General features: G+C 66.1%; 12 protein-coding genes. 10 read left to right on the top strand and 2 right to left on the bottom strand.

Features of this window, described 5'->3' with window-relative positions; genetic code table 11:
* The first annotated feature begins 618 nt into the window (after nt 1-618).
* From DB459_RS07705 to DB459_RS07665, 9 genes are all read left to right on the top strand, one after another.
* Nucleotides 619-2,400, top strand: a complete 1,782-nt coding sequence (locus DB459_RS07705; RefSeq protein WP_253712301.1) for an FAD-dependent oxidoreductase — start codon at nt 619-621, stop codon at nt 2,398-2,400.
* A complete protein-coding gene (locus DB459_RS07700; RefSeq protein ID WP_253712300.1) occupies nt 2,391-4,226 on the top strand; it encodes a 2-oxoacid:acceptor oxidoreductase subunit alpha in 1,836 nt (611 codons plus the stop codon). The genes DB459_RS07705 and DB459_RS07700 overlap by 10 nt, the downstream gene beginning before the upstream one ends.
* 17 nt (nt 4,227-4,243) lie before the next feature.
* The gene (locus tag DB459_RS07695; protein WP_253712299.1) at nt 4,244-5,299 is read left to right on the top strand and encodes a 2-oxoacid:ferredoxin oxidoreductase subunit beta; all 1,056 of its coding nucleotides are present in this window, start codon (nt 4,244-4,246) and stop codon (nt 5,297-5,299) included.
* A 299-nt stretch (nt 5,300-5,598) separates the two neighbouring features.
* A complete protein-coding gene (locus DB459_RS07690) occupies nt 5,599-6,627 on the top strand; it encodes an amidohydrolase family protein (RefSeq protein ID WP_253712298.1) in 1,029 nt (342 codons plus the stop codon).
* An 18-nt stretch (nt 6,628-6,645) separates the two neighbouring features.
* Complete coding sequence (locus DB459_RS07685; RefSeq protein WP_253712297.1) at nt 6,646-7,578, top strand: NAD(P)-dependent oxidoreductase; 933 nt, start codon at nt 6,646-6,648, stop codon at nt 7,576-7,578.
* A gap of 5 nt (nt 7,579-7,583) precedes the next feature.
* Nucleotides 7,584-8,498, top strand: coding sequence for an amidohydrolase family protein (locus DB459_RS07680; RefSeq protein ID WP_253712296.1), 915 nt, complete (start codon nt 7,584-7,586; stop codon nt 8,496-8,498).
* A gap of 12 nt (nt 8,499-8,510) precedes the next feature.
* On the top strand, nt 8,511-8,900 hold the full coding sequence (gene ligA / locus DB459_RS07675) for a protocatechuate 4,5-dioxygenase subunit alpha (RefSeq protein ID WP_253712295.1): 390 nt from the start codon (nt 8,511-8,513) through the stop codon (nt 8,898-8,900).
* On the top strand, nt 8,900-9,754 hold the full coding sequence (locus DB459_RS07670) for a class III extradiol dioxygenase subunit beta (RefSeq protein WP_253712294.1): 855 nt from the start codon (nt 8,900-8,902) through the stop codon (nt 9,752-9,754). The genes ligA and DB459_RS07670 overlap by 1 nt, the downstream gene beginning before the upstream one ends.
* Before the next feature lies 1 nt (nt 9,755).
* Nucleotides 9,756-10,709 carry a Gfo/Idh/MocA family oxidoreductase gene (locus DB459_RS07665; protein ID WP_253712293.1) on the top strand — a complete coding sequence of 318 codons (954 nt, stop codon included), beginning with the start codon at nt 9,756-9,758 and terminating at the stop codon, nt 10,707-10,709.
* A gap of 153 nt (nt 10,710-10,862) precedes the next feature.
* Here DB459_RS07665 and DB459_RS07660 read toward each other — a convergent pair whose 3' ends face one another.
* Complete coding sequence (locus tag DB459_RS07660; protein WP_253712292.1) at nt 10,863-12,029, bottom strand: cytochrome P450; 1,167 nt, start codon at nt 12,027-12,029, stop codon at nt 10,863-10,865.
* Between the two features lie 147 nt (nt 12,030-12,176).
* Between DB459_RS07660 and DB459_RS07655 the strand changes: the two genes are divergently transcribed.
* Nucleotides 12,177-13,091 (top strand): helix-turn-helix domain-containing protein, encoded by a 915-nt coding sequence (locus DB459_RS07655; RefSeq protein WP_253712291.1) that lies wholly within the window; start codon nt 12,177-12,179, stop codon nt 13,089-13,091.
* On the opposite strand, the gene DB459_RS07650 is transcribed toward DB459_RS07655, so the two are convergent.
* Nucleotides 13,046-14,008, bottom strand: a complete 963-nt coding sequence (locus tag DB459_RS07650) for a LysR family transcriptional regulator (RefSeq protein ID WP_253712290.1) — start codon at nt 14,006-14,008, stop codon at nt 13,046-13,048. The genes DB459_RS07655 and DB459_RS07650 overlap by 46 nt on opposite strands.
* Between the last annotated feature and the right edge of the window lie 77 nt (nt 14,009-14,085).

The raw sequence follows: 14,085 nt of genomic DNA, 5'->3' as shown, positions 1-14,085 counted from the left end.
CGATCCGGCTCTTGCCGGATCGCGTTCTTTATTCTCATGCCGGAAGTCGGAAACATCCGACTTCCGGTGACGAGCCCGGCCATGACGAGAATGAATTGTGGTCAGGGTGCATCTTTCTACTCCGTTGTCGCCGCCCGGCTTCGCGGAGTATGCGTGGCGCGCTCTTAGGATCTGCTTCGCAAGATGTGTGCATATCGTAGCGCGAAAGCGGGGAAACCAGTATTCGGGATCGGCGAGATGGCGCGCGGTGCTGAGGCTTGCGCGGACGGCCGGCGTGGCGGCGTACTGGATCGCCTGCTTTCGCAGGCGATGACGACGGAGGGGGAGGCGAGCGCGGCAACCACGTATGCTGCGTCGCCGGATCAATGCGGCGGTGCATTATAAACGATATGTGATCGTGATCGCCAATCGCAGGACGAATGGTGTCCCCGGACTGCGGCCTAAGCATAGGTGATGTCGTGGCGATTCGGCTTTTCTCGCCGCCGCGGATCGTATTGAATGATCTAAATCAACGAGGCGTTTAACGGCCCTGCTTAACTGAAAAAGAAGGCAGGAACGCCAGCCCGGCGTTCATGGAAACGACAAGGCCGCGCTGCCTTTTGGGCGCGGAGGGTGGGAATGAGACCGACCGATATTTCGGCGCCCGACTATTTTCATAAAGTGGTCGACTGCCAGTGGGCCTGCCCCGCGCACACGCCCGTTCCCGAATATATCCGCCTGATCGCCGCCGGCCGCTACAGCGACGCCTATCTCCTGAACTGGCGATCCAACGTCTTTCCCGGCATCCTCGGCCGCACCTGCGACCGGCCCTGCGAACCCGCCTGTCGCCGCGTCCGCGTTGAGGAAGAGCCGGTGGCGATCTGCCGGCTCAAGCGTGTCGCCGCCGACTTCAAGGACGATATCAGGTCGCGGCTGCCGCAGCCGGCGGCGAAGCGCAACGGCAAGCGCGTCGCGCTGATTGGCGCGGGTCCGGCCTCGCTCACCGCGGCGCGCGATCTCGCCCCGCTCGGCTATGACTGCGTGGTGTTCGATGCCGACGCCAGGGCCGGCGGCATGATGCGCACGCAAATCCCGAAATTCCGCCTGCCCGACAGCGTCATCGACGAGGAGACCGGCTATGTGCTCGATCTCGGCGTCGATTTCCGGGGCGGCACGCGCATCGACAGCATGAAGGCGCTGCTCGCCGACGGTTTCGACGCGGTGGTGGTCGGCACCGGCGCGCCGCGCGGCCGCGATCTCGACATTCCCGGGCGCAAGGAAGCCGCCGCCAATATCCATATCGGCATCGACTGGCTGTCCTCGGTGTCGTTCGATCACATCCACGGCATCGGCAAGCGCGTCATCGTGCTCGGTGGCGGCAATACCGCCATGGACTGCTGCCGCTCGGCCCGCCGGCTCGGCGGCGAGGACGTCAAGGTCGTGGTGCGCTCCGGCTTCGAGGAAATGAAGGCCTCGCCGTGGGAAAAGGAGGATGCCGCCCGCGAAGGCATTCCGATCCACAATTACCTGGTGCCGAAGGCGTTCGAGCATGAGGGCGGCAAGCTCACCGGCGTGCGCTTCGAAAAGGTTCGGGCGGAATACGACGCCAGGGGGCGGCGCCGGCTCGTGCCCTCGGGCGAACCCGACGTCAGCTTTCCCTGCGACGACGTGCTGGCGGCGGTGGGGCAGGAGAATGCCTTCCCCTTCATCGAGCGCGATCTCGGCATCGCCTTCGACGAGGGCGGCATGCCGATCGTCGACAAGGTCACCTTCCGCTCCACCCATCCCCAGGTGTTCTTCGCCGGCGACGCCGCCTTCGGCCCGAAGAACATCATCTGGGCGGTGGCCCATGGCCATGAAGTGGCGGTCTCCATCGACCTGGTGCTGCGCGGCGAGGATCCGGCGCGGCGGCCGGCGCCGCAGGTCACTCTCGCCAGCCAGAAGATGGGCATCCACGAATGGAGCTACAAGAACGAAGTGATGCCTGACACCCGGCACGCGGTGCCGCATCGCGACAGCAAGCTCGCGCTCACCAGCATCAAGGCCGAAGTCGAGCTCGGCTTCGACGCCGATCTCGCCCTGGCCGAGGCCGGGCGCTGCCTCAACTGCGACGTCGAAACGGTGTTCTCGGCGCCGCTGTGCATCGAATGCGACGCCTGCGTCGACATCTGCCCGATGGACTCCATCACCTTCACCGCCGACGGCGAGGAGGCGGACCTGCGCGAGCGGCTGCGCGCCCCGGCGCGCAACCTGCACCAGGCGATCTATGTCGCCGACGGGCTGAAGACCGGGCGCGTCATGGCCAAGGACGAGGACGTCTGCCTGCATTGCGGCCTGTGCGCCGAGCGCTGTCCGACCGGAGCCTGGGACATGCAGAAATTCTTCCTCGAGGTCACCCACGCAGGTGCCGCATGCCGCTGAACGCCGTCAACGATTTCGTCATCCGCTTCGCCAATGTCAACGGCTCCGGCTCTGCCAGCGCCAACGAGCTGTTCGCCCGCGCCATCATGCGCATGGGCGTGCCGGTGGCGCCGCGCAACGTCTTCCCCTCCAACATCCAGGGACTGCCGACCTGGTACGAGATCCGCGTCAGCGAGGAAGGCCGTCTCGGCGCCCGCGGCGGCACCGATTTCATGGTGGCGATGAATCCGCAGACCTTCAACGCGGACGTCATCTCGATCGAGCCCGACGGCTACCTGATGTATGATTCGACGCGGACGCTGCCGCCGGGCCAGTTGCGCTCCGACATCACCGTCATCGGCATGCCGCTGACGGCGATCTGCAACGCGCACTACAGCGATCCGCGCCAGCGCCAGCTGTTCAAGAACATCATCTGCATCGGCGCGCTGTCCGCGCTGCTCGATCTCGATTTTGCCGAGGTCGAGAAGCTGATCGGCGAACAATACCGCGGCAAGGACAAGCTGATCGAGCCGAACATCACGGCGCTGCATCTCGGCCGCGACTACGCCAGGGCTCACTTCGCCTGCCCGCTCGGCCTGCGGGTGCGCCGCGCCGACAAGGTCGGCGACCGCATCCTGATCGAGGGCAATGCCGCGGCCGCGCTCGGCGCTGTGTATGGCGGCGCCACGGTCTGCGCCTGGTATCCGATCACGCCGTCATCCTCGCTCGCCGAAGGCTTCGCCCGCTTCTGCAGGCGCTTCCGCCACGATCCGGCGAGCGGCGAGGCGCGCTACGCCATCGTCCAGGCCGAGGACGAGATCGCCTCCATCGGCATGGTGATCGGCGCCGGCTGGAACGGCGCCCGGGCCTTCACCGCGACCTCGGGGCCGGGCATCTCGCTGATGCAGGAATTCTTCGGCTTCGCCTATTTCGCCGAGATACCGGCGGTGATCTTCGACGTGCAGCGCGCCGGTCCCTCCACCGGCATGCCGACCCGCACCCAGCAATGCGACCTGATCAGCTGCGCCTATGCCTCCCATGGCGACACCAAGCACGTGCTGCTGCTGCCGGAGGACGCCACCGAGGCCTTCGAATTCGGCGCCGATGCCTTCGATCTCGCCGACCGCCTGCAGACGCCGGTCTTCGTGCTGCTCGACCTCGATATCGGCATGAACCAGCGGCTGTGCCGGCCGCTGCAATGGGATGATGCCAGGCGCTATGACCGCGGCAAGGTGCTCACCGCCGCCGACCTCGATCGCATCAAGGAGTTCGGCCGCTACACGGATGTCGACGGCGACGCCATTCCCTATCGCACCTATCCCGGAACGCATCCGAACAAGGGCGCCTTCTTCACTCGCGGCACCTCCCACGACGCCCGCGCCCGCTACTCGGAGAACGGCGCAACCTATGTGGAAGGCATGCAGCGGCTGCTGCGCAAGCAGGAGACGGCGAAGAAGCTGCTGCCGCGGCCGGTGCGGCGCGCCGCCGCCGCGCCGACCCGCTTCGGCGCGATCTATTACGGCTCGACGTCGCCGGCCATGACCGAGGCCGCGGAGATCCTGGCGCGGCGTGGCCATGGCCTCGACCTGATGCGAGTGCGCGCCTTTCCCTTCCATCAGGACGTCGCCAGCTTCATCGCCGACCATGATTTCGTGTTCGTCGTCGAGCAGAACCGCGACGGGCAGCTGCGCATGCTGCTGGTCAACGAGATCGGCATCGATCCGGTACGCCTCGTGCCGGTGCTGCATTACGACGGCGCCTCGATCACGGCGCGCTTCATCGCCAACGCCATCGGCGGCAGCATCGACACGCTGCAGGTGGCGCCGCTGCGCAAGGCCCTGTCGTAAAACGGGATCTCTCAGCCATGACCTACCTCGCCAAGCCGAAATTCCACCATCCGTCGCTGCCGAAGAATGCGCTCGGCTACACCAGGCGGGACTACGAGGCCTCGACCTCGACGCTGTGCGCCGGCTGCGGCCACGATTCGATCTCGGCGGCGATCATCGAGGCCTGTTTCGAATTGTCGATCGAGCCGCACCGCGTCGCCAAGATCTCCGGCATCGGCTGTTCGTCGAAGACGCCGGATTATTTCCTCGGCGCCTCCCACGGCTTCAATTCCGTCCACGGCCGCATGCCCTCGGTGTTGACCGGCGCCAACCTCGCCAACCGCGACCTGATCTATCTCGGCGTTTCCGGCGACGGCGATTCCGCCTCGATCGGCTTCGGCCAGTTCGCCCATGCCATGCGCCGCGGCGTCAACATGACGTATATCGTCGAGAACAACGGGGTCTATGGCCTCACCAAGGGCCAGTTCTCGGCGACCGCCGATCGCGGCTCGAAATCGAAGAAGGGGGCGGTCAACACCGACAGCGCCATCGACCTCGTCGCCATGGCGCTGCAACTCGGCGCCACCTTCGTCGCCCGTTCGTTTTCGGGCGACAAGAAGCAGCTGGTGCCGCTGATCAAGGCCGCGATCGAGCACCGCGGCTCGGCCTTCATCGACGTGATCTCGCCCTGCATCGCCTTCAACAACCATCCCGGCTCGACCAAGAGCCTCGATTACGTTCGCGCCCACAACGAGGCGGTCAATCGGCTCGACATCATGACCGGCCGCGAGCCGATCTTCGTCGACTACGCCCCGGGCGAGGTGGTCAGCGTGCGCCAGCACGACGGTTCGGTGCTGAGCCTGCGCAAGCTCAATGACGATTACGATCCGACCGATCGCCTCGCCGCGATGAACTTCCTGCAGCGCCACGCCGCGCAGGGCCAGATCGTCACCGGCCTGCTCTATGTCGCGGCGGAAGCCGCCGATCTCCACGACCACTGCAACACGGTGGCGGTGCCGCTCAATCGTCTCGGCGAGGCCGAGCTCTGTCCGGGTTCGGCGGCGCTCGACGCGATCAATGCCGGGCTGCGGTAGGCCGATCCAATTCTCGGATTCCCGTCACGGCCGGGCGTGATGCCGGCCCCGTCGCTGTCCGCCGTCCACCCAACAGCTTGAAATCACGTCAATTTCGCGCCGGACGGTTTCGTATGCCGAACCCCGGCGGTCTTGAAGCAGGCCGCCGCCCCGGGCATGATCCGGCCCAACTCGTGCATTTGCGGCTGGTCGGCGGCGGACGGCGTCCGTGCCGCAGCGGGGCGTTCAGCCCGGCGGCAGCGCCTCCCGCGAAAGGCCATTCGTTCGCCACCTGTCGCCTTTGATGAAGGAAACGCCCCGTGATTATCGACGTCCACGGTCATTACACCACTGCGCCCAAGGCTCTGGAAGAGTGGCGCAACCGCCAGATCGCCGGCATCAAGGATCCGGCCCAGATGCCCAAGGCGTCGGAGCTGAAGATCAGCGACGACGAGATCCGCGAGAGCATCGTCGCCAATCAGCTCAAGAAGATGCAGGAGCGCGGCTCGGACCTCACGGTGTTCAGCCCGCGCGCCAGTTTCATGGCTCATCACATCGGCGATTTCCAGGTGTCGTCGACCTGGGCCGCGATCTGCAACGAGCTGTGCTATCGCGTCAGCCGACTGTTCCCTGACAGTTTCATCGGCGCGGCCATGCTGCCGCAGTCGCCCGGCGTCGATCCCAGGACCTGCATTCCCGAGCTGGAGAAATGCGTCAAGGACTACGGCTTCGTCGGCATCAACCTCAATCCCGATCCGTCGGGCGGTCACTGGACGTCGCCGCCGCTCACCGACCGGCAGTGGTATCCGATCTACGAAAAGATGGTCGAATACGACATCCCGGCGATGATTCACGTCTCGACCAGCTGCAATGCCTGCTTCCACACCACCGGCGCGCATTATCTCAATGCCGATACCACGGCCTTCATGCAGTGCCTCACCGGTGACCTCTTCAAGGATTTCCCGACGTTGCGCTTCCTGATCCCGCACGGCGGCGGCGCGGTGCCCTATCATTGGGGCCGTTTCCGCGGGCTTGCCCAGGAACTGAAGAAACCGCTGCTCAAGGATCACCTGCTCAACAACATCTTCTTCGATACCTGCGTCTATCATCAGCCGGGCATCGATCTTCTGACCAAGGTGATCCCGGTCGACAACGTGCTGTTCGCCAGCGAGATGATCGGCGCGGTGCGTGGCATCGATCCGGAGACCGGCTTCTATTACGACGACACCAAACGCTACATCGAGGCGGCGTCGACGCTCACGGCCGCCGACCGCTACAAGATCTACGAGGGCAATGCCCGGCGCGTCTTCCCGCGGCTCGATGCCGCGCTGAAGGCCAAGGGGCAGTGAGCGCGAGGCCGCATCGGCATGACTGCACCAAGTAACCAGTGGCGGATCGGTCTCGTCGGCTATGGCGAGGTCGGACGCATTCTCGCCGAGGACCTGCGCGCCCAGAAGGTCAGGGTCGCGGCCTATGACGTCAAGCTCGGCGGCGCCGCCGCCGCGCCGCTCGAGGAGCATGCCCGCGCCCACGGCGTGACGCTGGTCGCCTCGCACCGCGACCTCGCCGCCGAAGCCGATCTCGTGATCTCGGCGGTGACCGCCAGCCAGGCGGTGCCGGTCGCGGAAGGCTGCGCGCCGGGGATGCGGCCGGGGGCCTTCTTCCTCGACTTCAACTCGGCCTCGCCCGGCGCCAAGCAGCGCGCCGGAGCGCTGATCGATGCCGCAGGCGGCCGCTATGTCGAGGGCGCGGTGATGACCTCGGTGCCGCCATACCGCATCAAGGTGCCGCTGTGGCTCGGCGGCGGTTCCGCCGCCGATCTCGCCACGGCGCTGAACGATCTCGGCTTCGACGCCAAGGTCGCCAGCGACAGGCTCGGCGTCGCCTCGGCGATCAAGATGTGCCGCAGCGTCATGATCAAGGGGCTCGAGGCCACCGTGATCGAGAGCTTCACCACTGCCCGTGCCTATGGCGTCGAGGATGCGGTGCTCGCCTCCTTCGCCGAGACCTTCCCGGGCATCGACTGGGAGAAGCAGGGCGCCTATTTCTTCCAGCGGGTGATCGAGCACGGCCGCCGCCGCGCCGAGGAGATGCGCGAGGCCGCCGCCACTGTCCGCGAAATCGGGCTCACCCCCTGGCAGGCGGAAGGCACCGCCGAGCGCCAGGCCTTCGTCGCCGACCTCGCCGATCGCGGCGTGTTCGGCACGCGAGGCGACAAGGGCTTCGCCCGCAGCCCCGACTGGCGCGTCGAGGCCGACCGCATCCTGTCCGCGCGCAAATCGGACAAACCGGAGACGTGACGACAATGCAATTCGAGAAGACCAAGGGATGGCTCGACTGGTACGCCAATCCTTCCAAGCCGCGTTTCAAGCTGCCGCCGGGATCGGTGGATGCGCATTGCCACGTGTTCGGGCCGGGCGACAAGTTCCCCTATGCGCCGGAGCGCAAATACACCCCGTGCGATGCCTCGCGCGACCAGCTCTATGCGCTGCGCGACCATCTCGGCTTCGCCCGCAACGTCGTGGTGCAGGCGACCTGCCACGGCGCCGACAATCGCGCCATGGTCGACGCCCTGGTGCATTCGGGCGGCAAGGCCCGCGGGGTCGCAACCGTCAGGCGCAGCATCACCGACGCCGAACTGAAAGAGCTGCATGACGCCGGCGTGCGCGGCGTGCGCTTCAATTTCGTCAAACGCCTGGTCGATTTCACGCCCAAGGACGAACTCATCGAGATCGCCGAGCGCATCGGCAAGCTCGGCTGGCATGTGGTGATCTATTTCGAGGCGGTCGACCTGCCGGAATTGTGGGACTTCTTCACCGCGCTACGGACCACGGTGGTGGTGGATCACATGGGGCGGCCCGACGTCAGCAAGCCGGTCGATGGCCCCGAGTTCGAGCTCTTCGTCAAATTCATGCGCGAGCACGGCAACGTCTGGTCGAAGGTGAGCTGCCCGGAGCGGCTGTCGCTGTCCGGCCCGTCGGCGCTCGACGGCGAGCAGAACGCCTATCGCGACGTGGTGCCCTTCGCCCGCCGTATCGTCGAGACCTTTCCCGACCGCGTGTTGTGGGGAACCGACTGGCCGCACCCGAATTTGAAAGACCACATGCCCGATGACGGCCTGCTGGTCGATTTCATCCCGCATGTCGCGGTGACCCCCGAGCTGCAGAAGAAGCTCCTGGTGGACAACCCGATGCGGCTCTACTGGCCCGAGATTTCCTAGGAGACGCAAGCCATGTCCCTCGACAAGCCATACAAGGACGTTCCAGGCACGACCATCTTCGACGCCGACATGTCGCGGCAGGGCTATCACCTGAACCAGTTCTGCATGTCGCTGATGAAGGCGGAGAACCGCGCCCGCTTCAAGGCCAACGAGCGCGCCTATCTCGACGAGTGGCCGATGACCGAGGAGCAGAAGCAGGCCGTGCTCGATCGCGACCTCAATCGCTGCATTGCGCTCGGCGGCAACATCTACTTCCTCGCCAAGATCGGCGCCACCGACGGCAAGAGCTTCCAGCAGATGGCCGGCAGCATGACCGGCATGACCGAGGATCAGTACCGCGACATGATGGTCAAGGGTGGCCGCTCGATCGAAGGCAACCGCTCTATCGGGGAGAAGAAGTGATGGCCCGGATCACCGCCAGCGTCTACACCTCGCATGTCCCGGCGATCGGCGCCGCCATCGATCTCGGCAAGACGGGCGAGGACTACTGGAAGCCGGTGTTCGCGGGCTACGACTTCTCCAAGAAGTGGCTCAAGGAGCAGAAGCCCGACGTCATCTTCCTGGTCTTCAACGACCACGCCACGGCCTTCAGCCTGGAGATGATTCCGACCTTCGCCATCGGCACGGCCGCGGAATTCACCCCGGCCGACGAAGGCTGGGGTCCGCGGCCGGTGCCGAAGGTGATCGGCCATCCGCGGCTCGCCTCGCACATCGCCCAGTCGGTGATCCAGGACGACTTCGACCTCACCATCGTCAACAAGATGGATGTCGATCACGGCCTCACCGTGCCGCTCAGCCTGGTGTGCGGTCAGGTCGAGGCCTGGCCGTGCCCGGTGATCCCCTTCGCCGTCAACGTGGTGCAGTATCCGGTGCCGTCGGGCCGTCGCTGCTTCATGCTCGGCCAGGCGATCCGCAGGGCGATCGAGAGCTATGACGAGCCGCTCAACGTGCAGATCTGGGGTACCGGCGGCATGAGCCACCAGCTCCAGGGGCCGCGCGCCGGCCTGATCAATCGCGAGTGGGACAACGCCTTCCTCGACCGCCTGATCAAGGACCCGGATGGCCTGTCGAGGATGCCGCACATCGACTATGTGCGCGAGGCCGGCAGCGAGGGCATCGAACTCGTGATGTGGCTGATCGCCCGCGGCGCCATGAGCGACGTCAATGGCGGCAAGGCGCCGACCGTGCGCCACCGCTTCTACCACGTGCCCGCCAGCAACACCGCCGTGGGCCATCTGATTCTGGAGAACAACTGACATGGCCCCCATCAAAGTCGCCCTGGCCGGCGCCGGCGCGTTCGGCATCAAGCATCTCGACGGCATCAAGAACATCGACGGCGTCGAGGTGGTGTCCCTGGTTGGCCGCCGGCTCGATCAGACCAGGGACGTCGCCGACAAATACGGCATCAAGCATGTCGCCACCGATCTCGCCGACAGCCTCGCGCTCAAGGAGGTCGATGCGGTGATCCTGTGCACGCCGACCCAGATGCATGCCGCCCAGGCGATTGCCGCGCTCAAGGCCGGCAAGCACGTCCAGGTCGAGATCCCGCTGGCGGATTCGCTGGCGGAGGCCAAGGCGGTGGTCGATCTGCAGAAGTCGACCGGCCTCGTCGCCATGTGCGGCCACACCCGCCGCTTCAATCCCAGCCATCAGTGGGTGCATCGCAAGATCAAGGCCGGCGAGCTCAACATCCAGCAGATGGACGTGCAGACCTATTTCTTCCGCCGCACCAACATGAATGCGCTCGGCCAGCCGCGCAGCTGGACCGATCATCTGCTGTGGCATCACGCCGCCCATACCGTCGACCTGTTCGCCTACCAGGCGGGCGCGCCGATCGTGCAGGCCAATGCCATCCAGGGCCCGATCCATCCGACGCTGGGCATCGCCATGGACATGTCGATCCAGCTCAAGGCGGCCAACGGCGCGATCTGCACGCTCAGCCTGTCGTTCAACAATGACGGACCGCTCGGCACCTTCTTCCGCTACATCTGCGACAACGGCACCTATATCGCCCGCTACGACGATCTCTTCAACGGCAAGGACGAGAAGATCGACGTGTCCAAGGTCGACGTGTCGATGAACGGCATCGAGCTGCAGGACCGCGAATTCTTCGCCGCGATCCGCGACAAGCGCGAGCCCAATTCCAGCGTCGCCCAGGTGCTGCCCTGCTACGAGGTGCTGGACAAGCTGGAGCAGCAGCTCGGCAAGTAAGCCGCTGCCCGCCTCTTGAAACGATGATGCCCGGCTCGCGCCGGGCATTTTCGCGTTTGAGGCCGGAGCCCCGTCATTTCCCCGAACCGGTACCCGGGATCGCTGAGGATGGGCGCGGCGGCCGGCGCCCGACCGCGCCCTGACCGGCGTCCCTCAATGCACCGCCATCTTCAGCACCAGGGGGCTGCGGAAGGTCGAGGACGGCATCCACGGCAGCTGCTGCTCGGTGCGCGAATAGTCCGGCACCACCTTGTGGAACTCCTCGAAGGCGATCTTCACCGCCATGCGGGCGATGGCGCTGCCGAGGCAGGCATGAACGCCGCCGCCGAAGCCGAGATGGCCGCGCGGCTTGCGGGCGAGGTCGTAGATGTCGGGGTTGGGGAACTGACGCTCGTCGCGGTTGCCCGACCCATAGGCGAGGCAGACGAAGTCGCCGGCCTTCATGGTCGTGCCGTGCAGCGTGACGTCCTTCTGCAGGTGGCGCTTGAAGCGTTGCGCCGAGGTGTTGAAGCGCAGCGATTCCTCGATGGCGTCGGCGAGCAGTGAAGGATCGGCCGTCACCGCGCGCCGCACGTCGGCGAAGTCGGCGAGGTTGAGCGCCAGCATGCTCATGAAGCCGCCGAGGGATTCGATGCCGGCCATGATCAGCGTCGTCGTGGTCAGCAGCACCTCGCGCTCGTCGAGCTTGTCGCCGTCGATCTCGGCCATGGAGAAATGCGAGATCAGGTCGTTCTGCGGCGCCTTGCGGCGCTCGGCGATGATGCTCGCGGCGTAGTCGCGCATCCATTCATAGGCGGCGATATGCTCCGGTCCCTTGGCCCTGGTGACTGGATCGCTCTGCACCATCAGCACCGCCTTGTCGCGCACCACCTGCTCGTTGCCGAGCGGCAGGCCGAGGGCGGCGAACAGCACGCGCACCGTGAACCTGGACGAGAACTCCTCGATGAAGTCGAACTCCCTGCTGCCGCGCACCGCCTCGGCGGCATTGCGCGCGATCTCGCGCATCGGCTCGGCAAGGCCTTCGAGGTTGCGCTTCATGAAGGCGTATTGCACCAGCGCGCGCAGCCGGTCGTGACGCGGCGGATCGGTGGTGCCGAGCGTCGCGCCGGCACGCTGCGGCAGTTCGGTCATCAGATTGCCCTGGGCGGAGGAATAGGTCTGCCACTCGCGCCCGGCCGTGGCGATGTCGTGATAGCGCGACAGCACCCACATCTGCGCCTGCTCGCACCAGTACACCGGGTGCTCGTCGCGCAGGGTCTTGTACAAAGGAAACGGGTCGGCATCGACCACGGGCGAATACGGGTCGAACACGAAGGTCATGCGATCTCCTCCCAAGGGCCAGCCGGCGCGTTCGACGCGCCTGATCCGGAGCGTAGCCTAGGCGGCTTCAGGGGGGCTTGGTGAGGGACGAAGCGCGGTCTAAACTTGTACTTTCCCGACGCCGTTTGAAGAAGCATGAGAGGCATCATGAAACCGCAACGCCGGGCGCGGCGGACGCAGATACCGGCCTTCACGCTTTACGGCGAAGCTGGCGGCGGCGGCGCTGACGCGCTCCATATCGAATCGATCCAGTCGCGCAGCCGGCTCTATCACTGGGAGATCGATGCCCATACCCACCAGGCTCTGCACCAGATTCTCTGGGTCGCCGACGGCCCGGCGCGAATCCGGCTCGACGAACTTCAGGAGGAGTGCCGCGGTCCGGTCGCCGTGATCATCCCGCCCGGCGTCGTCCATACCTTCCGCTTTGCGGCTGACACCGACGGCGCGGTGCTGACCTTCAATCCCCACGCTGTGGTCGAGGGCGACGTGCCGGCCACCGGCGAGGCGCTGCGCGACCTGTTCGCCCAGCCCGCGGTGCTGCATGTCGATGCCGCGTCCACCGCGGGCCGGCGAATCACGACGCTGTTCGAGGACCTTGCCGAGGAGTTCGCCGCCGCCGATTCGCCGGGCTCGCCGGTGCCGCTCTGGCTGGCGCGATCGGTCGTCTGGCGCCTCGCGCAAGCCAGCGCCCGGCATCGGCGGCGCGCCGCCGGCCAGCGGACCGACATCTTCACGCGTTTCGTCGTGCTGGTGGAGGCGTATCACCGCGACCACTGGCCGGTCACGCGCTATGCCAAGGCGCTCGGCCTTTCGCCCGAGCGTCTCAATCGCCTGGTGCGGGCCGAAACCGGCCAGGCGGCGCTCGATCTCGTTCATGCCCGCCTCGCCCGCGAGGCGCGGCGGCGCCTGACGTATATTGCCGCGCCGATCTCCCGTCTCGCCTTCGAGCTCGGCTTCGAGGATCCCGCTTACTTTTGCCGTTTCTTCAAGCGCCACACCGGGCAGAGCCCGCGCGACTATCGCCGCGCGACAGCAGGTACAGATGCGTCGGACGAAGGCTGATCGATCCCGCTGACCGCGGCGAGCGCCGGCGCCACCATGATCTCGAGCTGCTCGCGCAGCCAGCGGTGCAGCGCGTCGGCCTGATGGCGCAGGTGCCAGACGAGATACATCGGCATCGGCGGGCAGGGCACCGGCACCGGCACGCTGGCGAAGCCGCGCAGCATGTGAACGCGGGTCAGGGACGGCAGGGTGGCGAGAAAGGGCGTGCCGGCGAGGAAGGGACCGATCCCGGCGAAGCCCGGCACCTGAACGGCGAAGCGCCGTTTCAGCCCGGCATCGGCCAGCACCTCGTCGATGTCGAGGCGGCGGTGCGGCTCATAGAGCACTGTGACATGCTCGGCGGCAAGATATTGCTCGAGGTCGGCGGGGGCGGTGCGCTCGCGGGCATCGTAGAACACCCGGTAATGATCCTCGAACAGCCGTTTCTGCAGAATGTCGCTGCCTTCCGGGGGCCGCGGCGTGACGATCAACTGGCAGATCTCGTCGCGCAGCATTTCGGCGCCTGGAATCCTCGAGGAAATCACCCGCAGCCTCAAGCCAGGCGCCCGCGCCCGCAGGCAGCGGAACAGTGGAGGCAGCAGCAGGTCGCGCTGCATGTCGTTGGCGGCGATGGTGAAGGTCGTCGACAGCGTCGCCGGATCGAAGCCGGTGGCCGTGCTGAAGCTGCGCAGTTCGTCGAGCAGGCCGCGCGCCCGCGCCGCGAGCTGCTGGGCGCGCGTGGTCGGCACGATGCCGCGGCCCGATTTGACGAACAGCGGGTCGCCGACGATGACGCGCAGCTTGTCCAGGAGATGGCTGACCGCCGACTGGGTGACGTCGAGGCGCTGGGCCGCGCGGGTAATCGAGCCCTCGTCGATCACCGCCACCAGAAGCTGGAGCAGGTGGCCATCAATATCCAAATGATCAAATTGGCTCATGAATGAAATCTGGATCCCGGCGTTTATTTCCTCCGTCCCGCGGCCAATCTTGCCCACGCCGACCGTGCCGGAATTGA

This window comes from Bradyrhizobium sp. WD16 (assembly GCF_024181725.1).
GTDB lineage: Bacteria > Pseudomonadota > Alphaproteobacteria > Rhizobiales > Xanthobacteraceae > Bradyrhizobium_A.
Note: the sequence above shows the minus strand (reverse complement) of the source record. Positions and strands in the feature narration are given on the sequence as shown.

Coding starts and splice junctions, on each gene's coding strand:
- DB459_RS07705 (WP_253712301.1), top strand. CDS start 619: ATGAGACCGACCGATATTTCGGCGCCCGACTATTTTCATAAAGTGGTC.
- DB459_RS07700 (WP_253712300.1), top strand. CDS start 2,391: ATGCCGCTGAACGCCGTCAACGATTTCGTCATCCGCTTCGCCAATGTC.
- DB459_RS07695 (WP_253712299.1), top strand. CDS start 4,244: ATGACCTACCTCGCCAAGCCGAAATTCCACCATCCGTCGCTGCCGAAG.
- DB459_RS07685 (WP_253712297.1), top strand. CDS start 6,646: ATGACTGCACCAAGTAACCAGTGGCGGATCGGTCTCGTCGGCTATGGC.
- DB459_RS07680 (WP_253712296.1), top strand. CDS start 7,584: ATGCAATTCGAGAAGACCAAGGGATGGCTCGACTGGTACGCCAATCCT.
- ligA (WP_253712295.1), top strand. CDS start 8,511: ATGTCCCTCGACAAGCCATACAAGGACGTTCCAGGCACGACCATCTTC.
- DB459_RS07670 (WP_253712294.1), top strand. CDS start 8,900: ATGGCCCGGATCACCGCCAGCGTCTACACCTCGCATGTCCCGGCGATC.
- DB459_RS07665 (WP_253712293.1), top strand. CDS start 9,756: ATGGCCCCCATCAAAGTCGCCCTGGCCGGCGCCGGCGCGTTCGGCATC.
- DB459_RS07660 (WP_253712292.1), bottom strand. CDS start 12,029: ATGACCTTCGTGTTCGACCCGTATTCGCCCGTGGTCGATGCCGACCCG.
- DB459_RS07655 (WP_253712291.1), top strand. CDS start 12,177: ATGAAACCGCAACGCCGGGCGCGGCGGACGCAGATACCGGCCTTCACG.
- DB459_RS07650 (WP_253712290.1), bottom strand. CDS start 14,008: ATGAGCCAATTTGATCATTTGGATATTGATGGCCACCTGCTCCAGCTT.